Here is a 23,864-nt window from a genome sequence, read left to right on the forward strand (position 1 = left end):
GCTGCCCCAGCCGATTGGAGGTGACCCTGTGACCGGCACCGAGCACTCGGCGGCCGAGGGCTACGCCGACAGCTACGTCGCCCACCACGTCCCCGGAGAACGCGCCCGCCTGCGCACCTTGGAGACCGCGTTCGACCCGGCGACCCTGCGGGTGCTCGGCTGTCTCGAACTGCCCGCGGACGCACACTGTCTCGACTTGGGCGCCGGAGCGCCGACACGGAGACCCGGTTCCTGCGCTTCCCGCCCTCCACGCGGGTCCGGGTGCTCCAGCACGACGCCATACGCGAGGACTTCCCGCCCGAGACGTTCGATCTCATCCACGCCGGCACTCTGCTGTGCCACCTGCCCCAGCGTGAGGAACTGCTGCACCGGGCCGTTGGCCGGGTCCGTCCCGGCAGCTGGCTGGTCATCGAGGACCTCTCTGTCCGCCCCGTCGACGCCTCCGCGCACCCTCTGTTCAGGAACGGTCTCTACAACCTGTGACCACGAGTGGCCCGATGCGTCGGGCGGCGCCCCCGGTGCGGACGCATCCGGGGAAACGATCGGCGAGTTCTGCCGAGGCGCCCTGGCGTGGACCGGCAGCCGAGTACGACGCAGCCGCAGGTGCCCAAGCGCTCGTCCGGTGTCAGCCCTGGTCTTCTGACGAGGGGTAGATCCGCCACAGCTGGGAGAGGTTCGGGCCGCCCCACATGCGGGTCAGACCGACCAGCCGGTCGTTGCCCTGGAGGTGGTCGGCGATGGCCACGGCATAGCGCGGATGCACGACCGAGACCAGGTAGAAGTCGTTGCCCCGCTCCGCGTGGGAAACCAGCCGCCAGTGCTGGCTGAGACTGTCGGTGCCCTCTCGGAGGGTCACTACGTCGGGCGGGTTGGCCCCTGCGGTGAGGCAGCGGCGGTTGGCGTACGACTCGATACGGACGGTGCCGTCGGCGTTCTGCCGCAGGAACCACCGGTGCGAGGTGTTGTCCTTGGCGAACGGGTCCTGTGCCCAGGTCTGGGTGTGGTTGCCGATACCGTCGTGCCAGTCGTTGCACATGAAGTAGGTGCCGGTGACGTGGTGGGTCATCGTCACCGATCCGCCGGCGAGCAGTACGAGGTCGCTCAAGACAGTGCTCCTCAGTCCGGGAGTTCTTCACAGGAGCGGACGCCCCAGACACTCAGCGTAAACAGCCGACTGCCGCTCCACAGCGTGGTCAATTGGCCGTTCTCCGAGGTCAAAGCCTGTCCGAGAGATCTCGAACAGTCGGACGGCGCGACTAGAACCACGTGACCGAGCGTCACCCACATGGGCAGCAGGTGGCGCAACGACGAGGCAGGGCACCGCTGCTTTCGAACGTGCAGGGTGACTCATACAGTGGGCGGCGGTGATCAGCAGGTCCGCCGGCCGGCTGCTCTGCTTCCCTCAGCCGGTCAGCCGGACCTGGCGGGCTCCTGGCAGGAGCCGGGCAACACGGTGGGCCTGAGAGGCGTCGTCCGCCACAAGCGCATGATCCGCAGCCGAGATCGCTCACCCACGTTCCCTTGAACGGGACCCCGACCGGAAGCGTCGCGGTCAGTCCCATTCGCCGCCGCTTCCCTGCGTCTGATGCGTCATCCGCCGTTCTGCTGCCGAAGAACAGCGTCGTCCTGTCTCCTTCACCGTGGTGCCGACGGCGCGGCCGACCATGTACCAAGACGACCGAACTCGCCGGAACCGGCGGTGCCGCTCCGGCGGCAGCGTGGCCGACGACGGCGCCCGCGACCAGCCGAGCAGCAGGACCCAACCAACGCCTGACCCGGCTCGTCGGACACCATGCCCCGCAACTGCTTGTACCGGTGGGTATCGGTCCGGACAGCGCCGTCACTCTCCTGATCACCATGGGAGACAATCCCGAGCGGCTGAACACTGAGATTTGCTGCCCTTTGCGGAGTCACCCCCATCGAGTACTCATCTGGGCGGCGGAGCACGCGCCGGCTCCACTACGGCGGCGACCGCCAGGCGAACGCCGCCCTGCACCGCATCGTCTTCACCCGGCTACGTCACGACCCACACACCCAGGCGTACTACGAACGCCGTACCCAGGAAGGCAAGACCCGACGCGAGGTCATCCGATGCCTCAAACGACGCAGCCCGGGAGGTCTTCAACCTGGTCAGACCAGTGTCCAGCGCCCCCGCGTTATAGGGGCGTCCGTGAGCGCAGGCTGTTACTGGGGGCGGCGTCCGGTGATGTCACCGCCGGGGTCGTCAGGTAGGGCGATGCGGGCAGTGATGCGTTTGCCGACCGGCTCCCGCTGGGCCTCGAAGCCCTGGGCGACGGCCATGACGATCTCCAGTCCGTGCTGTCCGACTCTGCCCGCATCGGCGGCCCGCGCTACTGGCAGGACGGGATCGCTGTCCCACACGACCACTTCCACGACGGCGCCGATGATGCGCAGTTCCATCAGCACGGGGCCAGGGGCGTACTTGCGGGCGTTGGTGACCAGCTCGCTGACCACCAGCTGGGTCAGGTCCATCGCGCGAGCGGACACCGGCAGGCCGTGCTCCGCCTGGACACGGGTGAGGAAGTCCACTGCCCGGTGACGCGCCTCAGCGATAACGTGCCCGTCACCGTCCAGCGCCACGGTGTCCTGTATCTGAGGGACGTCCGGCATTACGCTGCCCTCCCCCTGGGGGACTGATTCAGCCGGGTCCACCCTTGTTCCCCCTTCACACGTCCTGCGCGTACCCGGCACTATGCCTCACATGCCCCGTGAGAACCGCATAACGGGTCGCACGCGTGTTCGCCGTAGCATCGAGGCAGGTTACCGGCGTTCGCGCCGGGGTCTTGAGGTTCCATCAGCGAGAACAGTCGAGGAAACGGTGACAGACACCCACGGAGCAGCCCGGCCCGGCCACCTGTCGATCGGCCACACCGCCATCGACGGCATCCGGGTGGTCACCGTGCATGGCGAGATCGACCACGCCGTCAAGGACATGCTCAGCGAGGCCCTCATGTCCTACGACGGCGCGACGCCCCTGCGGACCGTGGTGGACCTCAGCGGCGTGACCTTCATGGACTCCAGCGGCATCAACGTCTTCGTCGCCGCACACCAGGCCGCGAGTGACGATCAGGGATGGCTGCGTATCGCCGGCGCCCAGGAATCGGTGCTACGGCTTCTTGGAATCGTCGGCCTGGACGAGGTCATCGGCTGTCACCCCACCGTCGACCAGGCACTGACCGCCTGACCCGCGCAGTGCCCGGCCACTGCGTCCTTCCCAGCTTCCGCGCCTGGGGCATCCCGCCGGCGTGAGCACCGCTGCACGGCCGCGTACAGCTCCTGCCCCGCCGTTCCGGCAGCGGCTGCCCCAGCACTCAGGCGATCACCGTCTCGGCCACCGTCTGCAGCTTGGTATGGGTGTGCTGGGACACCTCACGCAGCACCTCGAACCCGACGGCCGGCGCGAGCTGGTGGATCGTGACCGTCGAGGGCGGCGCAGGGACTCCTGCCGCGCTCGTCAACGGCCGACCTGCGGGGCGTCGCAGCTGGAAACGCCCGTCCCGGCCAGTGGAGTTCTCCGCGAGACGCAGTGTTGGCCGGTGCCCGCCGACGGTAGCCGCGGCGCAGTCGGCGACGTCCCGCTCAGCCCGACGTGCTGCGCGGCGGGGGATCCCTGCGCGCCGGACTGAGCCCCGAAGCTGCTTGAACCGTACGTGGACCGGTCGAGGCGGACTGGTCGAGACGGATTACCTCATCGTCGAGTGCACGAAAATCTATGCCAGCCGAAGTAGACATTCGTCTGCGGTGTGGTTATGGTTTCTCTCGTAGCCGAGATCAAGAGAGGCCCGGCAGAGATGAACTGCCGGGCAGCAGTACCGCAGTTGCAGTTCGCAGGACGGTGCGGTGGTGGAGTTCTGAAGCCAGAGCGGTTGCAGGACGGCGACGGGACTGACGACCGGACCGGGTGGCCCGCAGTGATCAGGGGCCGCCATGAGCAGCACCGCAGTGGCAGTACCAGTAAGTGAAGGTTCGCAGTACCCAGCAGTGAAGTCAGTGAGCAGTACCTCGGTGAAGGCGTCAGCTGCGGACGCGCGCACCGGGAAGTTCGGCAGTGGGGTTCCAAGCCAGAGCAGACGCAGGACGGGCGACGGGGCTGGCTGCCGAAGAGTGGCGCTGTTCGAGGCCACCAGCAGTTCACAGTTTCCGTTAGTGAGTAGTTGATCAAGAGGGAAGAACGGAGGAGCCGAGCGCCATCAGGATCGCCCGGGCGGAATTCTTGGCCCCGGGTACCGCAGGACATCGATAGTGAGGTGGTCTCCGGTCAAGCAACCGCGATCCCCGCGCACCCGACAGCGTCTCGGTCGGGTTTGCGGAAACAGAGGGCCGGTGCAGTATCAGGGCCGGCAGATGGTGTAGTAGTTCCTTCGGGGCCCTGGTGCCAGTACGGCGCCAGGGCCCCTCCACACGTTCCACGAGAGGTGCAATGACAGCAGACGACACGTTCGGCCGTCTCGATGACGACGACTACCCCGCCTACACCATGGGCCGGGCCGCCGAACTGCTCGGCACCACACAGGGCTTCCTCCGGGCCATCGGCGAACACCGCCTCATCACCCCGCTGCGCTCCGCAGGCGGACATCGCCGCTACTCCCGCTACCAGTTGCGCGTTGCCGCCCGCGCCCGGGAACTCGTCGACCACGGGACCCCCATCGAGGCCGCCTGCCGGATCGTCATCCTTGAAGACCAGCTCGAGGAAGCCCAGCGCCTCAACGCCGAATACCGCCGCGCCGCCGAATCAGCGAACCCGACGGCAGCAGCATGAGATGAGCGTGCCCGTCAGCGTCGGCGGGCACCGCACGCACGGTCTCGTGTGTGGCGTGATCATTTCCTGTGGTGACCCGGTGCGTGCGCGTGTAACGTCTGCGTCAGCTGTCGTGGTTCGGAATTCCCTGCCCGCGCCTTTGGTGTGGGCGTTTTGCTGTGCTGTGCCGCAGGGACCAGGACGATCACCTCCGTCTGCCAGATGGAGTGGGAGGCGTTCATCGACTGGAAGGCATGAGGCATGGCAACGGGAACTGTGAAGTGGTTCAACGCGGAGAAGGGCTTCGGCTTCATCGCCCAGGACGGCGGCGGCCCGGATGTCTTCGCGCACTACTCCGCGATCAACTCCACCGGCTTTCGTGAGCTCCAGGAGGGCCAGGCCGTGACGTTCGACGTCACCCAGGGCCAGAAGGGTCCGCAGGCCGAGAACATCAACCTGGTCTGACCTCGCGACCTGCTCGAGGGATCGCGCGCCCGCGTCCGGTGGCCGACGCCCACCTGGACGAAGGCGCGTGCTCTCGTGCGGGGCCGATGCAGGATCAGGGGCCGCGCAGCCATGGCTGCGCGGCCCCTGATGTGTGCAGGCCCCGGGCCGCCGCGACAACGGCTTGGAACTTCCTGCCCTCAGTCGCTGCAAGCGTCGTCGGGCACGGTAGCCGCGTGTCTGGCGCGGGGTACCGTGCAGGTGGGGGGAGCCGACGTTCAGACGCTCGTCCAGGCGCCGAGGAAGGCTTTCCGTCCAGCCGGATCGTCCGACCTGCGGTCTGCGTGCAGGACGCGCCAGGCGGTGAGTTCGAGATCTCGGAGCCACAGTTCTCCGATGACCTGTGTCTTGAGGTCGGGCAGATGGTCGGACTCGACGCCCCAGCGCTCCGCGGCCGGCGAGGTGATCGGTCAGACCCGAGAGGATCTGCCGGGCCAGGGCGGTTCCCTCTCCTGCCAGCGAACGCAGCACCGGATCCTTGATGTTGACGGGCAGCAGGTACGCGGTGCCCGAAGACTTCCACAGGGCCGACCAGAAGTGCTCTCCTGCCGCGGTGGGCGCGGGCAGCGCGGCCAGCAGCCCGAGGAGATGGCCGGTGGCCGCGTAGCCATCGGAGTGGACGGCTGCGACCACTGCGACGCCGGCGACGCCCTTCACGTCGAGCTGGCCCGCCTCACCGCGGTCGCAGAAGGCGTCAACGCACTGGGCTGCACCGAGGCCGTACGCCGCCTCAGCCACCGTGCTCACGGAATCGTGGGTCTGGCACAAGGCGGCAATCTGTTTTGTTGCGGGGGGCGGCCGTAGAACTCGCGGCTCTCCTCGACGGGGAGGCGAGGGCGACCGAACCGTCCGGCGCGTACCGCCAGGGCAGGCCGCCCTTCGCCCCGTCATCATCGACGCATGAGCCACACTCGGGCAGGCGTCCGGGGGCGGACGCCGATGTGCACGAGGTGAACCCGGCGACGAGTCGGTCCTGATGTCCAGCGTCATCACGGGCCCACCGGGTCGGCCCGGGCGGCCCGGTGGCGAGCGCTGCGCCGGGCATCCCGCAGCACCTCCAGCAGCTGACCTGCCGCCCGAGCAGCAACATGACGGCCACGGGCATCAGAAACGCGGACAGCCCGGTACCGGCCACGAGGAGAGAAAGTCCGTCAGACATGACGCTCATTAAAGTCCGTCAGACATGACGCTCATTTGACGCTCCGGCCGCCTCACAGCCCACGCCCAAGGCACCCCATGTGAACTGCAGATTTTCCTGCCCTCCACACACCTTGTGACGTGTTTCCGATGACGCATCACGTGGAGTGCGTGGCGATTCCGGAGCCTGCGGACAAGGGCGCCTGACCTCGGGTCCGTGAGCCAGGCGCTTGCAACAATCAGGCGGCGACGAGCTCCTGCTCGCGCTCCGGCGTTTTGACCTTGGGCTCCTTGTTCGGCAGCGAGAGCCGGAAGACCTTGCGCCACGCGGAGAACACCTGCTTGGGCAGCGGCCCGGTGACGTACTCCAGCTCGTACTTCTCGAACAGCGCGCGTACCTTCACCGCGACCTCGGCGTACCGGTTGCTCGGCAGGTCCGGGAACAGGTGGTGCTCGATCTGGTGCGAGAGGTTGCCGGTCATGAAGTGCATGGCCTTGCTGCCGCTGATGTTCGCCGAGCCCATCATCTGGCGCAGGTACCACTGGCCGCGTGTCTCGCCCTTGATCGACCGGCGCTCGAAGACCTGTACGCCCTCGGGGAAGTGCCCGCACATGATCACGGAGTGGGACCAGATGTTGCGGACCAGGTTCGCGGTGAACGTGGCGGCGAGCGTGGGGAGGAACGACGGGCCCGACAGCAGCGGGTGGATCACGTAGTCCTTGAGCACCTGCTTGCGGATCTTGCGGCCCACGGCCTTGGCCCGCGCGCGGAACTCCGGGTTCTTGCGGCGGCGCTTGCTCAGGTTCTTCCCGAGCTCCAGGTCGTAAGCTGCGATGCCGTACTCGAAGAAGCAGGCGTTGATGAAGTTCCACAGCGGCTGGCCGAGGTGGAACGGGTGCCACTTCTGGTCCTCGTCGACGCGCATGATGCCGTAGCCGAGGTCGTTGTCCTTGCCGATCACGTTGGTGTACGTGTGGTGCAGCTCGTTGTGCGAGTGCTTCCACTGGTCGGCCGGCGAGACGTGATCCCATTCCCAGGTGGTGGAGTGGATCTTCGGGTCCCGCATCCAGTCCCACTGGCCGTGCAGGATGTTGTGGCCGATCTCCATGTTGTCCATGATCTTCGCCACGGACAGACCGGCGGTGCCGAGCAGCCACGCGGGCGGGAAGATCGAGAACAGCAGAACGCCCCTGCTGACCAGCTCGAGCTTGCGCTGCGCCGAGATGACCCTACGGATGTAGGCGGCGTCTTTCTCGCCGCGGCCGGCGATCACTTCGTCGCGGATCGCGTCCAGCTCGCGGCCGAGCTCCTCGATCTGCTCCGCCGTCAGGTGGGCGGTGGGGTCAATGGCGGTCAAAGTGCTCCTACCGTTCGATGTCGCAAGGGCCCGCCGCGGCGGACACACAGGTCTGGATGAGGACGCCCGGCTCGGCCTCGGTGATCTCGCCGGTGCGCAGGTCGCGGACGGCGCCCGCCTTGAGTGGTGTGACGCAGCCGAAGCAGATGCCCATACGGCACCCGGAGGGCATGAGCACGCCGGCCTCCTCGCCGACGTCCAGCAACGGCGTGGCGCCGTCCGCGTCGACGGTCTTGCCGGTGGCGCTGAACGTGACCTCGCCGCCGGCGCCGGCGACGACGATGCTGGGGCGGAAGCGTTCGGTGTGCAGGCGCTCTGGTACGCCGTGCCCGTTCCAGAGCTCTTCGGCGGCGTCGAGCAGACCCGCGGGCCCGCAAGCCCAGGTCTCGCGCTCGGCCCAGTCGGGCACGAGTTCGCCGAGACGGGCGATGTCGAGCAGGCCGTCCGTGGCGGTGTGCACCTCGATGAGCCGCAGCTTCTTGTCCGCGACCAGATCGTGCAGTTCGTTGCGGAAGATCACGTCCTGCGGCCGTGGCGCGCAGTGGACCATGACGACGTCGTCGAACTCGATGTCGCGCAGCATGCCCATCACGGGCGTGATGCCGCTGCCGGCCGTCAGGTAGAGCACCTTGGCGGGCTTGGCCTGCGGCGGCACGAAGTCACCGGTCGCCTGGTCGAGCTGGATCAACGTGCCCGGTTTCGCCCTGCGGACCAGGTGGTTGCTGACCTTGCCGTCCGGGATCGCCTTCACGGTGATCGTGACGTGGCCGTCCTGGCGGTTCGTCGGCGAGGTGATGGAATAGGCACGCCACAGGCGCACCCCGTCGACGTCGACCCCGATCCGCACGTACTGACCGGCTGTGTGGCCGCGCCACCCCCGTCCCGGCCTGATCACGACAGTCGCCGCGTCATCCGTCTCGGGGTGCACGGCCTCGATGCGCCCCCGCAGGTCAGCGCCCGCACGCAGTGGGCTGACCAGGTCGAGGTAGTCCGACGGCATGAGCGGCGTCGTGACCATCTCCAGCAGTTTCCACGCCCTGCTGCGAAGGGTTGGACTCGTCATGACTCCAGCTTGCTGCGTCTCAGGGCGTAAAGTCCTGACCGCAGGACGTGAATCTGGTGGGTGGAATTGTTCGCAGGGAATAAAAACGTGAGTCGTGTAACCCAGAGGGCCAGCGCACTGGCCCTGGATGAGACGACGGTCACCGCACTTCGGGCCGCGCTGAAGACCACCGCCGACGAGGTCGTCCAGGCGATCATCGACGAGGTCCCTCCCTACGCCAACGCCCTCTCGGGCCACATGGGCGCCACCATCCGCCGAGCCGTCCGCACCGCCCTGGGGCACTACCTGGACCTCGCGAGCGGGAACGCCACCGGCGGCGACGGCGGTGACGCGGCCTACGAGCTGGGCCGCGGCGAGGTCCGCGACGGCCGTTCGATGGACGCCCTGCTCAGCGCCTACCGCGTCGGTGCCCGCGTGGCCTGGCGATGCCTGGCAGCGGGCGCCGTACCGGCTGGTCTGCCCGCCGCCGAGGTCGCCAAGTTCGCCGAGCTGACCTTCGCCTACATCGACGAGCTCTCCGCCGCCAGCGCCGCGGGCCACGCCGACGAACTGGCCGCCCGGGGCCGGGCCCACGAGCGCCACCTGGAACACCTGGCTCGCGACCTCCTCGCCGGCGCGAGCCCGGACGTGCTGCTGGCCTCTGCTCAACGGGCCGGATGGCAGCCCCCGGATTCGCTGACGGCGGTCCTGCTGCCCGCCGCCCAGGCCCGGCCTGCCTACCGCGCGCTCGACCCGAGCACCCTCGTCCTCGACGATCTGCCGGACGCCACCGGTGTGCTGCTCGTCCCCGATGCCGACCGATCACATCTCTTGCGGCAGCTGACCGACCGCACCGCAGTGGTGGGCCCGGCCCGGCCATGGACCCGTGCGTCGGCCTCGTACGCACGAGCCGTACGCGCGCGCTGCCTCTCCTCTGATATCCGCGACACCGAGGACCACCTGCCCGAGCTGGTGCTGAGCGCCGACGTCGACGCGTACGCAGACCTGCGTGCCCGAGCCCTCGCACCGTTGCACACCTTGCCTGTCGCGACCGCACGGCGGCTGGAGGAGACGTTGCGGGCGTGGCTGCTGCACCAAGGCAGGCGGGACGAGGTCGCGGCGGCGTTGTTCGTCCATCCCCAGACAGTCCGGTACCGGATGTCGCAGCTGCGGGAGCTGTTTCCGGATCTCGCATCGCCACACCGGGTCCTTGAACTGACGCTGGCGGTCGGTCTTCGGGCCAGTTGACGCGTACTTCGACCGTCCACGAACTCTCGGCGGATCCCGGCATCGTGCTCGGTGTCCACCTGGACGTCTCTGTAGCCGGGACGGTTCGGGTGAGCGACGCGATCAAGGTGCAGCAGCTCGGCTGACAGGGAGCGTTCCACCACGAGTCGCCCACCTGCCGATCCGTCAGGCCGGCGTCTCGCACGACCAGCCACACCGGGTCGCGATTGAGCGGGAGTTGACCGAGGAGGACGCCGGTCGCTTCGAGCAGGGTGCTGGCGAAGGCTGGAGCGACCGGGTTGAAAGGGCGGACTGTCGGCCGTGACGCCCCGTTTGACTCCCTGGGCACCCACATGTATGGCGATGGGCCAGGAAATGGGATCTGACCTCGGGTTTTCCGAAGACCGCTCAGGTCGACATCTTTCCGATGACCCACCAGGCCGGTGTGCCGCCACTGAACCGGTCGCGAAGAGCTCCTGAACTGCGGTTGTGGGCGCACAAGGTGCGGTGCGGGCGTTCAGTAGGGGGGACCGTAAGGGCTCGCGGAGCGTATCGAACAGCTCACCGGGCAGATCAATGAGCTGAACCAATGCCTGACCCGGCTCGTTGAACGTCACGCCCCACGGCTGCTCGTACCGGTGGGCATCGGCCCGGACAGCGCCGTCACCCTGCTGATCACCATGGGGGACAACCCCGAGCGGCTGAACACCGAGGCGTCCTTTGCTGCCCTTTGCGGAGTCAGCCCTATCGAGTACTCCTCCGGCCGGCGGCGCACGCGTCGGCTCACCCACGGCGGCGACCGCCAGGCGAACGCCGCCCTGCACCGCATCGTCTTCACCCGCCTGCGCCACGACCCGCGCACACAGGCGTACTACGGACGCCGCACCCAGGAGGGCAAGACCCGACGCGAGATCATCCGATGCCTCGAGCGATATGCCGCCCGAGAGGTCTTCAACCTGGTCAGGGCGGTATCCAGCGTCCCCCTGTTATAGGGGCGTCCGTGATACGTGAGAGGGTCTGGGGCGTGAGTGAGACACCGCCGAACACCCTGCAATACCGCTTCGACGGGCCGGAAGAGGCCCCGGTCCTGATCCTCGGTCCCTCACTGGGCACCACCTGGCACATGTGGGACCGGCAGGTTCCCGAGCTGACCCAGCAGTGGCGGGTCTTCCGGTTCGACCTCCCCGGGCACGGGGGCGCACCCGCCCACCCGGCCGGTTCGGTCACCGATCTCACCGAGCGGCTGCTCGCCACCCTCGACGGGCTGGGCGTGCAGCGCTTCGGCTACGCCGGGTGCGCGCTCGGCGGGGCCGTCGGCATCGAACTGGCCCTGCGGCACCCCGAGCGCGTCGCCTCGCTCGCCCTGATCGCCGCCTCCCCGCGCTTCGGCACCGCCGACGAGTTCCGGCAGCGCGGTGTGATCGTGCGGTCCAACGGCCTCGACCCGATCGCCCGCACCTCGCCGGACCGCTGGTTCACCTCCGGCTTCGCCGCCGCGCAGCCCGCCATCACCGAGTGGGCCGTACAGATGGTGCGCACCACCGACCCCGGCTGCTACATCGCCGCCTGCGAGGCCCTCGCCTCCTTCGACGTACGGCCCCAGCTCGGCGGCGTCACCGTGCCGACCCTCGTCCTCGTCGGCTCCGACGACCAGGTCACCGGCCCCGCCGAGGCCCGCACCCTGGTCGCCGGGATACCCGACGCCCGGCTCGCGGTCGTCCCCGGCGCCTCCCACCTCGTGCCGGTCGAGCAGCCCGCCGCCGTCACCGACCTGCTGGTGCGGCACTTCTCCACCGCCTGGCAGCAGCCCGCCTACGACTCCACCACCGGCCACCTGGCCGTGGTCGCCGCGCCCGTCCGGCCCGCCCCGGTCGTGGCGCCCGCGCAGCCCGCGCCCATCGCCGAGATCGCCCCGGCCGCCGTCGCCCCGTCGCAGGGCGCGGGCCGCCCGGACCCGTACGACGCCGGGATCAAGGTCCGGCGCGAGGTCCTCGGCGACGCCCACGTCGACCGGACCCTCGCGCAGGCGGACGACTTCTCCGGCGACTTCCAGGAGCTCGTCACCCGGTACGCCTGGGGCGAGGTCTGGGACCGGTCCGGCCTCGACCGGCGCACCCGCAGCGCCGTCACCCTCACCGCGCTCGTCGCGGGCGGGCACCTCGACGAGCTGGCCGCCCACACCCGCGCCGCCCTGCGCAACGGCCTCACCCCCGCCGAGATCAGGGAGGTGCTGCTCCAGACGGCCGTCTACTGCGGTGTCCCGGCGGCGAACAGCGCCTTCAAGGTCGCGCAGCAGGTGATCCGCGAGGAGACCACCCCGGAGGGGTGAGCGCCCGCCATCCGCACGCGTCAGGATGGACCCATGAAGCTCACGAAGAAGTCGCATTCGTGCGTACGGCTGGAGAAGTTCGGCCGGACGCTCGTCATCGACCCCGGCGGGTTCACGGAGGCGGACGCCACGGCCGGCGCCGAGGCCATCCTCGTCACCCACGAGCACCCCGACCACTTCGACGAGGGACGCCTGCGCGCGGCCCTGGAGGCCGACCCGGCGACCCAGGTCTGGACGCTGCGATCCGTGGCCGAGCAGCTCTCGTCGGCCTTCCCGGGCCGCGTGCACACGGTCGGCCACGGCGACACCTTCACCGCCGCCGGCTTCGACGTCGAGGTGCACGGCGAGCTGCACGCCGTCATCCACCCGGACATCCCGCGGATCACCAACGTCGGCTACCTCGTCGACGCCGGCAAGGTCTTCCACCCGGGGGACGCGCTGACCGTCCCCTCCCGCCCGGTGGAGACGCTGATGCTTCCGGTCATGGCCCCGTGGAACAAGATCTCCGAGGTCATCGACTACGTCCGCGAACTGAAGCCGCAGCGCGCGTACGACATCCACGACGCCCTGCTCACCGACCTGGCCCGGCCGATCTACGACCGGCAGATCGGCGCCCTCGGCGGCGCGGAGCACCTGCGGCTCGGCGCGGGGGAGACCGCCGAGGTGTGAGGGGCCCGGCCTCGGGCGGGACGGCTCTGTCAGTCCCGCCCGGTAGGTTGTGAGGCATGCGTATCGCGACCTGGAACGTGAACTCGATCACCGCCCGCCTGCCCAGGCTCCTCGCCTGGCTGGAGAGCAGCGGCACCGATGTGCTGTGCCTGCAGGAGGCCAAGGTCGCCGAGGAGCAGTTCCCCTTCGACGCGCTGCGCGACCTCGGCTACGAGGCGGCGGTCCACGCCACCGGCCGGTGGAACGGCGTGGCGGTGCTGTCCCGCGTCGGCATCGAGGACGTCGTCAAGGGCCTGCCCGGCGACCCCGGCTACGACGGCTCCACGGAGCCCCGCGCGATCTCCGCGACCTGCGGCCCGGTCCGCGTCTGGTCGGTCTACGTGCCGAACGGCCGCGAGGTCGAGCACCCGCACTACGCGTACAAGCTCCAGTGGTTCGAGGCACTGAAGGCGGCCGTCGCCGGGGACGCGGGCGGCAGCCGCCCCTTCGCGGTGATGGGCGACTACAACGTGGCGCCGACGGACGACGACGTCTACGACCGGGCCGCCTTCGAGGGCTCCACCCATGTCACCCCGGCCGAGCGCGCCGCCCTCGCCTCGTTGCGCGAGACCGGCCTGACCGACGTGGTCCCGCGCCCCCTGAAGTACGACCACCCGTTCACGTACTGGGACTACCGCCAGCTCTGCTTCCCGAAGAACCGCGGCATGCGCATCGACCTCGTGTACGGCAACGAACCGTTCGCCAAGGCCGTCAAGGACTCCTACGTGGACCGCGAGGAGCGCAAGGGCAAGGGCGCCTCGGACCACGCCCCGGTCGTGGTCGACCTCGACGTCTAGGAGCGCTCCGGCAGGAGGGTCACGGCACCAGCGACCGCAGATCCACCGACCCCGCCAGCGCGGCCAGCCCCGCGTCCCCGGGGTGCAGATGGTCGCCGCTGTCGTAGGCCGGGAGGATGCGCGACGGGTGTGCCGGGTCGCGGACCACGGCGTCGAAGTCGAGCACCCCGTCGAAGACGCCGGACTCGCGGATCCAGGCGTTGACCGCGGTCCGCTCGGCGTCGACGGCCCGGGTGCAGCGCGCCTCGCCCTCGCAGGGCAGGAGCGTCGCCGCGAGCATCCGCAGCCCGTGCGCGTGTCCCCGGTCGGCGAGCGCCCGCAGCCCGGCCACGACCTGCTCGGCGGTGGCCTGCCAGCGCACGTCGTTGATGCCCTCGAACACCACGGCCGTCCGCGCCGACGTCTGGGCCAGGACGTCCCGGTCGAAGCGGTGCAGCGCGCTCACCCCGGCGGCGTCGGTGGAGACGCCGTCGCCGGGGTACCGGTCGGTGACCACGCGGTTCCCGGAGATCCCCTGGTTGAGCACACCGTAGCGCGGCACCTCGCGCTGGCCCCGCAGCCGGTCCGCCAGGACGTCGGGCCACCGCCCGTTGGCGTCCGGCGTCGACCGGTCGCCGTCGGTGATGGAGTCCCCGAGCAGCACCACCGACCCCGGCCCGCCCGCCACGTCGACCCCCGTCAGCAGCGGCCAGCTGGTCAGCACGGTCGGGTAGGCCGCGGCCGAGACGTCCGCCGTGTGGTCCCCGGGCTCGCTCACATACGACCGCTGCTGCGCGAGCCGGTGCACGGGCGCCGCCGGGACGGCCTCGGGCAGATGGAAGCTCACCAGCAGATTCGCGTCCTCGGGCACCCGGAAGCCCAGCGGATCGCTGTACGCCTGGGCGCCCGCCGGGATCCGCACGCCCCGCGCCCCACCGAACGAGACCCGCACCGGTGTGCCCGCCGGCTCCGCGCCCGACCGCTGCACCGCCACCGTCGCGCCGCCGATCCGCACCGGACCGGCCGCGAAGGTGTTGTCGAACCGCAGCCGCACCCGGGGCCCGCCCGCCGACGTGTGCACCACGAGCCGCAGCGTCCGGTCCGTCCAGGGCCCGACGGCCGGGTAGCCGCCGGTCGCGGTCGACCAACTGCCCGTCCAGCCGGCCGCGGGGGCGCGCACGGCGACCGCGAACACATGCATCGCCGGGGCCTGAGGCAGCCGTACCGAGACCACCTTGCGGCCGGGCGCGAGGGGCACGGTCACGACGTACAGCCGGGGCCGTTCGGCGAGCGGGCCGCCGGGTGTGTTGAGGTGCGACAGGGCGACGGCCTTCGGGCCGAGCGGGCCGGTGCGCCAGTCGGGGGCGGTGAGGGCGAACGCGGACCGGGTGCCGCCGGCGTAGGTGACCACGGCCGCGCCGGTCACATCGGCGCCGGCCGTACCCGCCACGAGGAAGGCGAGCGCGTCGCCCCGGCCGCCCAGCCGCACCTCCTGCCCGGCGGCCCGTACGTTGTCGGGGGTGCCGCCGCGCCCACGCCACGTCAGCCGGGCCCCCTGCACGGTGAGCGCGCGGCCGGGCGTCCAGTCCGCGGCGGCCAGGGCCTGCGCGGAGAGCGAGGCGCCCGATCCGTCGAAGTCGGCCTCGGCGGGCCGCGCGTCGTCGCTGACGGCCGTGTTGTCGAAGAGCCGTTCCAGCGGCTGCGGTCCGGCGGCGCGCGCGGGCGCCGCCTGCGCGGCGACCCCGGGCACCAGCACGGTGACCAGAGCGAGGACGACGACGGAACTCCACGTACGTAGGCGCACCTTCGAATCCTCCCGTTCCCGGCCGCTCAGGCCGGTGGACGACCGCACATGACATCGGACGAGTGGTTCGTGAGTGGTTCTGCCGGTTCTGCCGGGACTCAGGACGCACGGAGAAAGTAGGGAGGGCGGAGTGACCCGTCAACGCGCCATGCCCGAACTCGGCGTGAACTCGCCCGGAATCGACGGTCCGCGCGCCTGTGGTGCGTTCGGCCGTGCGAATGACACGCTGGAGGTATGAAGATCCCTTTTCTGGGCGGCCGGCCGGAGAAACGCGGTGCCGTGGACCCCGAGGGCATCGCGGAACTCCTCGCCGAGTGCGAGCTGTTGCGGTCCCTCGCCTTCCGGGCGGGGGTGCGACTCGACGACAGAGCCGAGTCGTTGGAGGCGCTCGACCAGTTGCTGCCGCGCTGGCGGGACGATCCGGAGGTCCTGCCGTGGCTGGGCAACGACGCGGGGCTGTACCTCGGCACGGTCCTCGTGCGGACGGTGCCGGGGGCCTCCTGGATGATCCGGGCGGACGGGCAGCCGCTGGTCCGGCTGGCCTCGGGACGGGAGTTCGACGTCGTGGCCGCCGGGCATGAGTGGGCGATCAACGGGGTGCCCGAACTGTCGCAGTGGTACGGGGAAGTGGCCGAGACGTGAGGCTTTGACCTGCACTTCCGGATAAGAACGGTGTAAATACGGCTTATGCCCGAAAAGTGCGTGTCGTACGTCGAGTCCCCTCCGGCCTGGATAGTTTGCGGCCACCGCATCACAGCTGAAGAGGACTGGGGCTGGGCATGGCCGGCGATCCGATGACCGAACCGCGTGACGTCGACGCGTACGGAGGGGACCCGCCCGCACGGGAGGGCGGCGCGGGCGTGGTCAACGGCGTTTCCCCCACCGCGATCCACGCCCGCCACGACCTCGACTACGATGATTCGTCCGTCCCCAGGGCCATGGAGGTGGCCCCGTCCGCGACCAGGGACGCTGCTGCCGGGTGGGGATCCCCCCACGGCCCCGGGACCACGGGGCGGCAGGGGGCAGCAGTCACAGAGCCATACCCGCCCGGCGCCGGCCGGAGATCACTGCTCGCGCAGGGGGATCGACACGTACGACGGGTCGTCCGCCGGTGAGGAGAAGGTCAGCCGCGCGCCGGACGGGTTGTGCTCGATGTAGAGCGGGTCCACCGTGTCGACGACGAGGGCCAGCCGGTGCCCGGCCGGGACGTCCCAGGCCGTGGAGTACAGCTCCAGGTCCAGTCCGAACGGCTGCCCGGGCGTGCGCCCGTGGAAGGTGTACGGCGCGTTGGTGACCAGCTTGCCGATGCCGAGCGGGCCCACGTCGTACAGATAGGCGACGAGGGTGCCGCTCTCCTCGGTCGGGGTGACGGTCGTGTGCAGCTTGGCCGTTCCCCGGATGTGCTGTGCGGCCGGGTACTTCCCGGACTGCCAGACGGCCGCCCAGCGCCGGGGGAGGAGCGGGATCGAGGCCATCGGGGGCACATGGGCCACCTGGTCGAGGATGCTGGAGAGGAACACGACGCCGGCGTCCGCGCCGGAGTCGACGTTCGCCCGGATCGTGGTCGACTCGCCGAGGGCGAGCTTGCGTTCGGTGGCGGCGACGGACTTCCAGTCGGGGTAGCTCTCGTAGCCGCCGGTCGAGCGGGGCTTGAGCTGGACGGGCGGCTCGCGGTCGATGCCGTTGTCCTCGCCCCGCAGATACCGGTCGAACCAGCGCTCGGTGTCCTTCCACACGTCGTTGGGAAGGCCGAGCAGGCCGGTGATTTCCGGGGTGGCGTGGTCGCCGGGACGCATCTCCAGGCGCTTGGGGCCGGTCAGCTTCTCGTAGAAGTCCGCGACCTGGTTGGGCGGGAAGACGGTGTCGCCCCAGGCGTTGGCCAGCATGACCGCGGCGCCGCTGTCGTTCAGCTGGTCGACGTAGGTCGCGGCCGAACGTTTCTTCCCCCAGTTGATCAGCTCCTGTTCCCGCGACAGGTCGGAGGTGTAGAAGTCGTGCCAGATCCCCTTCAGTTCCGCGCTCTGGCGTCCGGTGATCCGGCCCGCGCCGTCCAGCAGCGCTCCCGCCTGGACGTGCTGGGTGCGCCCCGAGTAGATCGAGCCGATCAGATCGGCCCAGCCGCTGAGCGCGGCGACCGCCCGGACGCGCTTGTCGTGCGCGGCGGCGAGCAGGCTGATCCCGGCGCCGTAGGACACGCCCGCCATGCCGATGTGCCGGGGATCGGCCGGGGTGTTGGCCAGGGCCCAGTCGATGACCTTGGAGGCGTCGGCTATGTCCGGTGGACCGGCCACTTCTATCTCGCCGCCGGACTGCCAGAAGCCGCGCACGTTGTAACTGACCACGACATAGCCCGAGTCCGCGAGTTTCTGCGCCTGCGCGGCGTACTGGACCTGGGGCAGGCCCCAGCTCGTGGGCAGGACGAGCAGCGGGTGGCGGTCTCCGGCGCGGGCGTTGGACGGGGTGACGACGTTGGCCTTGAGCGTGACGCCGCCGTCGCCGGCGATGTCGACGAACCGGATGCCGTGCGGGGCCGCCTGGGCCGCCGGGGCGGACCCGAGGACGCCACCGGCGACCAGGGTCGCGGCGACGATGCCCACGGCGGTCGTGCGCGGGGTGGTGCGTTGGGTTCCCACGGGTCACTCCTCACTCGTGCCAGTGCAAAGTGACCCGACGGTAACCGCGGCCGTTTACCGTAAGTAACCCGTCGGTAAGTTACGTGCCAGTAACGATTAATGGAATGTGATGTACCTCAGGAGGCGCGGTGGCTACCGCGCGCAGGAGCGGGCGCGGGCAGAGCGGTCTGCGCGGCCCGCGTGACGTCCGCGACCAGCTCCACCACGTCCGGGCCGTACGCCTGCGAGTTGACTATCTTCAGCAGCAGCACGAACGAGCCGGTGCCGTGCTTGCGGGACAGCCGCTCGTGATTGCGGGCGAGATAGCGGGTGGCCGCTTGGTTGGTGATCGCGGTCTGCCCGCAGAACAGGAAGACGGGGCGCGGCCCCTGGCTCTCACCGACGGTGAGCCGGGCCAGCAGCGCGTACTCCTCCTTGCCGACCTCGACCTGGTAGCGCTCGGAGCCGATCTGGAACGACCCGCGCTCCGGCCCGGGTTCGGAGTCCGTGTTCACCCGCACCCCCGGCAGCAGCGAGGCCAGATGCGCGGCCATCCGGCGGTTGGAGGCGGGCCCGCCGACGCAGAACTCGGTGCGTTCGCCGAAGCCCTGGCGTGCCGCGTCGTGCGGGATGATCTGCGCGTGGGCGTGGCAGTCCTTGATGAGCGCGGCCAGCTCCAGCAGGGCGAACACGTCGTAGCGCATCACCGTCAGCTCGGGCCCGCCCGCCCCGCGGTTGACCACGAGGAGCGACTCCGCGTTCTCGGGCAGCCCGAAGAACGCCTGCTTGCGGCGGAGTTTGCGCCGCCACAGATAGGTGCGGGCCAGCCAGCCGAGCGCGGCGCTGATGCCGGCCGCGACCACACCCAGGACGATGTTGCGCACGTCGTCATTCATGGGCGCGCATGGTAGCGGGCCGACGCGCTTGGTACGTACCCGTGTTCGACACATGGCGTTCGCGTGAAGCGTGCCGGACGCGGTCTGTCGGGACCCCGGGGATGCGGTTACGCTGCGCGGACGGTTCTGACTGGAGGTGCGGATGCGTCGCCCTGTCGCACGGAAACTGTCGGTCCTGGCGGTCTCGGCCGCCGTGCTGTCGGTGGGGGCGGCGGCTCCGCCCGGCACCGGCGCCGCACGGCCCGTGGAGAAGGTGCCGGTGGCCGCCGGATACGGGGGAGCGGTGTCCAGCGTCGACCCGGACGCCACCGCCGCCGGCATCGAGATCCTGCGCAAGGGCGGCAACGCGGTCGACGCGGCCGTCGCCACCGCCGCCGCGCTCGGTGTCACCGAGCCCTACTCGGCCGGCATCGGCGGGGGCGGCTACTTCGTCTACTACGACGCCACGTCTCGCTCCGTACGCACCCTCGACGGCCGGGAGACCGCGCCGCTCAGCGCGGACTCGGGGCTGTTCGTGGAGAACGGCTCCGCGATCCCCTTCGCCCAGGCCGTCAGCAGCGGCCTGAGCGTCGGCACCCCCGGCACCGCCGCCACCTGGCAGAAGGCGCTGGACGCCTGGGGCAGCGAACGGCTCGGCACGGTGCTGAAGCCGGCCGAGCGACTGGCCCGCGACGGCTTCACCGTCGACGAGACGTTCCGTTCGCAGACCGCCGCCAACGAGACCCGGTTCCGCTACTTCCCGGACACCGCGAAGCTGTTCCTGCCGAACGGCCGGCTGCCCGTCGTCGGCTCCACCTTCAAGAACCCCGATCTCGCCCGCACCTACGCCGAGCTGGTCCGCAAGGGCGTCGGCGAGCTGTACCGGGGCGACCTCGCGCGGGACATCGTACGGACGGTCAACACACCGCCCGTGGACGCCCGTTCCGGCTGGAACGCCAGGCCGGGCGACCTCACCGCCAAGGACCTCGCGCGCTACCGCGTCCGGGCGCAGGCGCCGTCGAAGGCCACCTACCGCGGGCTCGGCGTGTACTCCATGGCGCCGTCCTCCTCCGGCGGCACGACCGTCGGCGAGGCCCTCAACATCCTGGAGAACACCGACCTCTCCCGGGCGAGCGACACCCGCTATCTGCACCGGTTCATCGAGGCCAGCCGGGTCGCCTTCGCCGACCGGGGGCGCTGGGTCGGCGACCCCGCCTTCGAGGACGTACCGACGAAGGAGCTGCTGTCCCAGCGGTACGCCGACTCGCGGGCCTGCCTCATCAAGGACGACGCGGTGCTGACCAGCCCCGTCGCCCCCGGTGACCCCCGCCACCCGGCCGCGTGCGACGCGCGCGGCACGGCGGCCCCCACCACCTACGAGGGCGACAGCACCACCCATCTCACGGTGGCCGACAAGTGGGGCAACGTCGTCTCCTACACGCTCACCATCGAGCAGACCGGCGGCAGCGGCATCACGGTGCCCGAGCGCGGCTTCCTGCTCAACAACGAGCTGACCGACTTCTCCTTCACCCCGGCCAGCCCCGCCGTCCACGACCCGAACCTGCCGGGCCCCGGCAAGCGGCCGCGCTCGTCGATGGCCCCGACGATCGTCCTGGACCGGCACGGCAAGCCGGTCGTCGCGGTGGGCTCACCCGGCGGCGCGACCATCATCACCACCGTGTTGCAGACGCTCACCGGCTTCCTCGACCGGGGGCTGCCGCTCGTCGACGCGATCGCCGCGCCGCGCGCCAGCCAGCGCAACGCGGCCACCACCGAACTCGAACCGGGCCTGTACGACAGCCCGTTGCGGGCGCGTCTGGAGGCGATCGGGCACGGCTTCCGGCTCAACCCGGAGATCGGCGCCGCCACCGGCGTACAGCGCCTGCCGGACGGCCGGTGGCTGGCCGCCGCCGAGAAGGTCCGGCGCGGCGGCGGCTCCGCGATGGTGGTGCGTCCGGCGCGCTGACGCCGGGCGCGGCTCACCACCGGGGCGCGACGCTCACAACTCGGGGGCGGGCGGCAGCTCTTCCGTACGGAAGACGAGCCGTCCGTCCTCCACGTCCACGGTGACCCGGCCGCCCTCGCCGACCCGCCCGTCCAGGAGCAGCCGGGAGAGCTGGTTGTCGACCTCCCGCTGGATGGTGCGGCGCAGCGGGCGGGCGCCGTACTCGGGCTGATACCCGCGCTCGGACAGCCAGTCCACGGCCGCGTCGGTGAACTCGACCTCGACGCCCTGGGCGTTCAGCATCCGGCGGGTCTTGTCCAGCATCAGGTTGGTGATGCTCTTCAGCTGCTCGGTGGTGAGCTGGCGGAAGACGACGATCTCGTCGATCCGGTTGAGGAACTCGGGCCGGAACTGCTGGCGCAGCGGGCGCAGGATGCGCTCGGTGCGGGCCTCGTCGTCGGCCTGCCCGTCGCCCGAGCCGAAGCCGATGCCGGTGCCGCCCCTGCTGATCGCCTCCGAGCCGAGGTTGCTGGTCATCACGATGACCGCGTTGGTGAAGTCCACCGTGCGGCCCTGCGAGTCGGTGAGCCGGCCGTCGTCCAGCACCTGGAGCAGGATGTTGAAGACGTCCGGGTGGGCCTTCTCGATCTCGTCGAGCAGCAGCAGCGAGTACGGGTGCCGCCGCACCACCTCGGTGAGCTGGCCGGCCTCCTCGTGCCCGACGTATCCGGGCGGGGCGCCGATCAGCCGGCTGACGGTGTGCCGCTCCTGGTACTCGCTCATGTCGAGGCGGACCATGCGGTCCTCGCTGCCGAACAGCGCCTCGGCGAGCGCCCGGGCCAGCTCGGTCTTGCCGACGCCCGTCGGGCCGAGGAACAGGAAGCTGCCGATCGGCCGGTCGGGGCTGGCGAGTCCGGCCCGTGAGCGCAGCACCGCGTCGGAGACCACGCGCACCGCCTCGTCCTGGCCGACCACCCGCTGGTGCAGATGCTCCTCCAGGCCGAGCAGCCGGTCCTTCTCCTCCTCGGTGAGACTGCTCACCGGGATGCCGGTCTGCCGGGACACGACCTCGGCGATGTTCTCCGTGGTGACCGTCAGATGCATGCCCTCGTCGACCTCGGAGTCCCCGCCGGCGTCCGCGATGCGCTGCTTCAACTCGACGATGCGGTCCCGCAGATGGGTCGCCTGTTCGTACTGCTCGTCGGCGACGGCCTGGTCCTTGTCGCGGATCAGCTGCTCGACCTCGCGCTCCATGGCCCGTACGTCCGTGCCCTTGGTCCGCGAGCGGAGCCGGACCCGGGCGCCGGCCTGGTCGATCAGGTCGATCGCCTTGTCGGGCAGCCTGCGGTCGGTGAGATACCGGTCGGACAGCTCCACGGCGGCGACGAGCGCCTCGTCGCTGTAGCGGACCTGGTGGTGGGCCTCGTAGCGGTCGCGCAGGCCGCGCAGGATCTCGATGGCGTCGGCCGTGGTGGGCTCGGGCACGAGGATGGGCTGGAAGCGGCGGGAGAGCGCCGCGTCCTTCTCGATCCTGCGGTACTCCTCCAGCGTGGTGGCGCCGACGATGTGCAGTTCGCCGCGGGCCAGCGCGGGCTTGAGGATGTTGCCCGCGTCCATGGCGCCGCCCTCGCCGCCGCCCCCGGCGCCGACGACGGTGTGCAGTTCGTCGATGAAGACGATCAGCCGGTCGGAGTTGGCGCGGATCTCGTCCACGATGGTGGTGAGGCGTTCCTCGAAGTCGCCCCGGTAGCGGGTGCCCGCGACCACACCTGTCAGGTCCAGGGCGATGACCCGGCGGCCGTTGAGCACGTCCGGGACGTCCCCGTCGGTGATCCGCTGCGCCAGGCCCTCCACGATCGCGGTCTTGCCGACACCGGCGTCGCCGATGAGCACCGGGTTGTTCTTGCCGCGCCGCGAGAGCACCTCCACGGTCTGCTCGATCTCCTCGTCACGGCCGATGACCGGGTCGATCCGGCCCTGCCGGGCCAGATCGGTCAGATCACGGCCGTACTTGTCGAGGGTGGGCGTCCCGGTGTCGACGCGCGGGCGCTGATCGGGCCCGGGCCGGGGCGGAGCCGCCTCCGGGGAGTCGGGGGACATCCGGCCGGACGGCGCGAAACGGGCCTCGTTGAGGATGTGCCCGGCGGCCGAGTCGGGGTTCGCGGCGAGGGCGCTGAGGACGTGCTCCGGGCCGATGTAGCCGTGGCCGCGGGTGCGGGCCAGATCGTGAGCGTCCAGCAGCGCCCGCTTGGCGGCCGGGGTGAGGGAGAGCGACGTGGGCGGCGGGGTCTCGCCCGGCGGATGCTGCACGGGGCCCGAGCGCTCGTCGATCTCGGTGGCGAGGGAGTCGGGGTCGGCGCCCGCCCGGCTGAGCAGACTCCGGGTCGGCTCGGCGGACAGGGCGGCCCGCAACAGATGCTGGGTGTCCAGGTCCCGGCTGCCGTGCTCGGCCGCGTACTGGGCGGCGCCCCTCACCAGCTCCCTGGCCGGCTGGCTGAGCAGCCGTCCGATGTCGATCTGGCGGGGGCCTGGGCGCGGTCCGCCGAAGAAGCGGGCGAGGAATTCTCCGAAGGGGTCGTAGTCGTCCGGACCACTGAAGCCACTGGTCATGGGCGTTCCCATCCGGCGTCCCTGCGCGGGCAGGGTCGCCCTCGCTGATCGACTGCCGGAGTCGGGTAACCCCGGCGGGCGCCGGTTACACCTGGCCGCGTTCGTAGAACACCTTCGCACGATCGATGGGCCGGGGCACCTCAGGCGGAGCGCCCGAGGTGCCCCGCCGGAGGGGGCC

Annotated in this window: 21 protein-coding genes and 1 pseudogene; 13 read left to right on the forward strand and 9 right to left on the reverse strand. The window is 70.5% G+C overall.

Annotated features, from left to right (window positions below; translation table 11 throughout):
- Positions 1-231 precede the first annotated feature (231 nt).
- Positions 232-483: a trans-aconitate 2-methyltransferase gene (locus KBY32_RS19385; RefSeq protein WP_247689724.1), complete on the forward strand. Its 252-nt coding sequence runs from the start codon at positions 232-234 to the stop codon at positions 481-483.
- A 142-nt stretch (positions 484-625) separates the two neighbouring features.
- On the opposite strand, the gene KBY32_RS19390 is transcribed toward KBY32_RS19385, so the two are convergent.
- Positions 626-1,105, reverse strand: coding sequence for an RICIN domain-containing protein (locus KBY32_RS19390; protein WP_210980946.1), 480 nt, complete (start codon positions 1,103-1,105; stop codon positions 626-628).
- An 813-nt stretch (positions 1,106-1,918) separates the two neighbouring features.
- Between KBY32_RS19390 and KBY32_RS35455 the strand changes: the two are divergent.
- Positions 1,919-1,990: pseudogene (locus KBY32_RS35455) on the forward strand (hypothetical protein); the annotation flags it as partial.
- Positions 1,991-2,184: 194 nt separating this feature from the next.
- Here the strand turns inward: KBY32_RS35455 and KBY32_RS19400 are convergent.
- Positions 2,185-2,631: an ATP-binding protein gene (locus KBY32_RS19400; protein ID WP_210980947.1), complete on the reverse strand. Its 447-nt coding sequence runs from the start codon at positions 2,629-2,631 to the stop codon at positions 2,185-2,187.
- A gap of 208 nt (positions 2,632-2,839) precedes the next feature.
- Here KBY32_RS19400 and KBY32_RS19405 point away from each other — a divergent pair, with 208 nt between their 5' ends.
- Positions 2,840-3,205: an STAS domain-containing protein gene (locus KBY32_RS19405; protein ID WP_308293758.1), complete on the forward strand. Its 366-nt coding sequence runs from the start codon at positions 2,840-2,842 to the stop codon at positions 3,203-3,205.
- Between the two features lie 127 nt (positions 3,206-3,332).
- Here the strand turns inward: KBY32_RS19405 and KBY32_RS19410 are convergent, their stop codons facing one another.
- The gene (locus KBY32_RS19410) at positions 3,333-3,479 is read right to left on the reverse strand and encodes an ANTAR domain-containing protein (protein ID WP_210980949.1); all 147 of its coding nucleotides are present in this window, start codon (positions 3,477-3,479) and stop codon (positions 3,333-3,335) included.
- A gap of 962 nt (positions 3,480-4,441) precedes the next feature.
- Here KBY32_RS19410 and KBY32_RS19415 point away from each other — a divergent pair.
- Together KBY32_RS19415 and KBY32_RS19420 are read left to right on the forward strand one after the other, a co-directional pair.
- Positions 4,442-4,780, forward strand: coding sequence for a MerR family transcriptional regulator (locus tag KBY32_RS19415; protein WP_102909439.1), 339 nt, complete (start codon positions 4,442-4,444; stop codon positions 4,778-4,780).
- A 240-nt stretch (positions 4,781-5,020) separates the two neighbouring features.
- Positions 5,021-5,224 carry a cold-shock protein gene (locus KBY32_RS19420; protein WP_055495910.1) on the forward strand — a complete coding sequence of 68 codons (204 nt, stop codon included), beginning with the start codon at positions 5,021-5,023 and terminating at the stop codon, positions 5,222-5,224.
- A gap of 1,415 nt (positions 5,225-6,639) precedes the next feature.
- Here KBY32_RS19420 and KBY32_RS19425 read toward each other — a convergent pair.
- Positions 6,640-7,758: an acyl-CoA desaturase gene (locus KBY32_RS19425; RefSeq protein ID WP_210980950.1), complete on the reverse strand. Its 1,119-nt coding sequence runs from the start codon at positions 7,756-7,758 to the stop codon at positions 6,640-6,642.
- A gap of 7 nt (positions 7,759-7,765) precedes the next feature.
- Complete coding sequence (locus KBY32_RS19430) at positions 7,766-8,821, reverse strand: ferredoxin reductase (RefSeq protein ID WP_210980951.1); 1,056 nt, start codon at positions 8,819-8,821, stop codon at positions 7,766-7,768.
- A gap of 87 nt (positions 8,822-8,908) precedes the next feature.
- On the opposite strand from KBY32_RS19430, the gene KBY32_RS19435 reads away from it, so the two are divergent.
- The 6 genes from KBY32_RS19435 (at position 8,909) to KBY32_RS19455 (ending at position 13,861) form a co-directional block, all read left to right on the forward strand.
- Complete coding sequence (locus tag KBY32_RS19435) at positions 8,909-10,048, forward strand: CdaR family transcriptional regulator (RefSeq protein ID WP_210980952.1); 1,140 nt, start codon at positions 8,909-8,911, stop codon at positions 10,046-10,048.
- On the forward strand, positions 10,045-10,173 hold the full coding sequence (locus tag KBY32_RS35710) for a hypothetical protein (RefSeq protein WP_282108007.1): 129 nt from the start codon (positions 10,045-10,047) through the stop codon (positions 10,171-10,173). Before KBY32_RS19435 ends, KBY32_RS35710 begins: the two co-directional genes overlap by 4 nt.
- Positions 10,174-10,665: 492 nt before the next feature.
- A complete protein-coding gene (locus KBY32_RS19440; protein WP_308293759.1) occupies positions 10,666-11,019 on the forward strand; it encodes an IS110 family transposase in 354 nt (117 codons plus the stop codon).
- Positions 11,020-11,051: 32 nt separating this feature from the next.
- Positions 11,052-12,356 (forward strand): 4-carboxymuconolactone decarboxylase, encoded by a 1,305-nt coding sequence (gene pcaC, locus KBY32_RS19445; protein ID WP_210980953.1) that lies wholly within the window; start codon positions 11,052-11,054, stop codon positions 12,354-12,356.
- 33 nt (positions 12,357-12,389) lie between these two features.
- Positions 12,390-13,025, forward strand: coding sequence for an MBL fold metallo-hydrolase (locus tag KBY32_RS19450; RefSeq protein WP_055619404.1), 636 nt, complete (start codon positions 12,390-12,392; stop codon positions 13,023-13,025).
- Positions 13,026-13,081: 56 nt separating this feature from the next.
- Positions 13,082-13,861 carry an exodeoxyribonuclease III gene (locus KBY32_RS19455; RefSeq protein ID WP_108709360.1) on the forward strand — a complete coding sequence of 260 codons (780 nt, stop codon included), beginning with the start codon at positions 13,082-13,084 and terminating at the stop codon, positions 13,859-13,861.
- A 19-nt stretch (positions 13,862-13,880) separates the two neighbouring features.
- On the opposite strand, the gene KBY32_RS19460 is transcribed toward KBY32_RS19455, so the two are convergent.
- Positions 13,881-15,644 carry an SGNH/GDSL hydrolase family protein gene (locus KBY32_RS19460; protein ID WP_308293760.1) on the reverse strand — a complete coding sequence of 588 codons (1,764 nt, stop codon included), beginning with the start codon at positions 15,642-15,644 and terminating at the stop codon, positions 13,881-13,883.
- Positions 15,645-15,878: 234 nt separating this feature from the next.
- On the opposite strand from KBY32_RS19460, the gene KBY32_RS19465 reads away from it, so the two are divergent.
- The gene (locus KBY32_RS19465; RefSeq protein ID WP_210980954.1) at positions 15,879-16,286 is read left to right on the forward strand and encodes a DUF6278 family protein; all 408 of its coding nucleotides are present in this window, start codon (positions 15,879-15,881) and stop codon (positions 16,284-16,286) included.
- A gap of 422 nt (positions 16,287-16,708) precedes the next feature.
- Here KBY32_RS19465 and KBY32_RS19470 read toward each other — a convergent pair whose 3' ends face one another.
- Positions 16,709-18,277: an alpha/beta fold hydrolase gene (locus KBY32_RS19470; protein WP_210980955.1), complete on the reverse strand. Its 1,569-nt coding sequence runs from the start codon at positions 18,275-18,277 to the stop codon at positions 16,709-16,711.
- Between the two features lie 116 nt (positions 18,278-18,393).
- Entirely contained in the window at positions 18,394-19,152 is a 759-nt protein-coding gene (locus KBY32_RS19475; RefSeq protein ID WP_181890263.1) for a hypothetical protein, read from the reverse strand.
- 142 nt (positions 19,153-19,294) lie between these two features.
- Between KBY32_RS19475 and ggt the strand changes: the two genes are divergently transcribed.
- Positions 19,295-21,097: a gamma-glutamyltransferase gene (ggt, locus tag KBY32_RS19480; protein ID WP_210980956.1), complete on the forward strand. Its 1,803-nt coding sequence runs from the start codon at positions 19,295-19,297 to the stop codon at positions 21,095-21,097.
- 33 nt (positions 21,098-21,130) lie between these two features.
- On the opposite strand, the gene KBY32_RS19485 is transcribed toward ggt, so the two are convergent.
- On the reverse strand, positions 21,131-23,686 hold the full coding sequence (locus tag KBY32_RS19485; RefSeq protein WP_210980957.1) for an ATP-dependent Clp protease ATP-binding subunit: 2,556 nt from the start codon (positions 23,684-23,686) through the stop codon (positions 21,131-21,133).
- Positions 23,687-23,864: the final 178 nt, after the last annotated feature.

This window comes from Streptomyces sp. RK62, from assembly GCF_018070255.1.
Taxonomy (GTDB): domain Bacteria; phylum Actinomycetota; class Actinomycetes; order Streptomycetales; family Streptomycetaceae; genus Streptomyces; species Streptomyces nigra.

Excerpts from the sequence above, each read along its gene's own strand:
- KBY32_RS19430 (WP_210980951.1), bottom strand. The coding sequence starts at position 8,821 with ATGACGAGTCCAACCCTTCGCAGCAGGGCGTGGAAACTGCTGGAGATG.
- KBY32_RS19450 (WP_055619404.1), top strand. The coding sequence starts at position 12,390 with ATGAAGCTCACGAAGAAGTCGCATTCGTGCGTACGGCTGGAGAAGTTC.
- KBY32_RS19465 (WP_210980954.1), top strand. The coding sequence starts at position 15,879 with ATGAAGATCCCTTTTCTGGGCGGCCGGCCGGAGAAACGCGGTGCCGTG.
- KBY32_RS19455 (WP_108709360.1), top strand. The coding sequence starts at position 13,082 with ATGCGTATCGCGACCTGGAACGTGAACTCGATCACCGCCCGCCTGCCC.
- KBY32_RS19415 (WP_102909439.1), top strand. The coding sequence starts at position 4,442 with ATGACAGCAGACGACACGTTCGGCCGTCTCGATGACGACGACTACCCC.
- KBY32_RS19400 (WP_210980947.1), bottom strand. The coding sequence starts at position 2,631 with ATGCCGGACGTCCCTCAGATACAGGACACCGTGGCGCTGGACGGTGAC.
- KBY32_RS19420 (WP_055495910.1), top strand. The coding sequence starts at position 5,021 with ATGGCAACGGGAACTGTGAAGTGGTTCAACGCGGAGAAGGGCTTCGGC.
- KBY32_RS19475 (WP_181890263.1), bottom strand. The coding sequence starts at position 19,152 with ATGAATGACGACGTGCGCAACATCGTCCTGGGTGTGGTCGCGGCCGGC.
- KBY32_RS19485 (WP_210980957.1), bottom strand. The coding sequence starts at position 23,686 with ATGACCAGTGGCTTCAGTGGTCCGGACGACTACGACCCCTTCGGAGAA.
- ggt (WP_210980956.1), top strand. The coding sequence starts at position 19,295 with ATGCGTCGCCCTGTCGCACGGAAACTGTCGGTCCTGGCGGTCTCGGCC.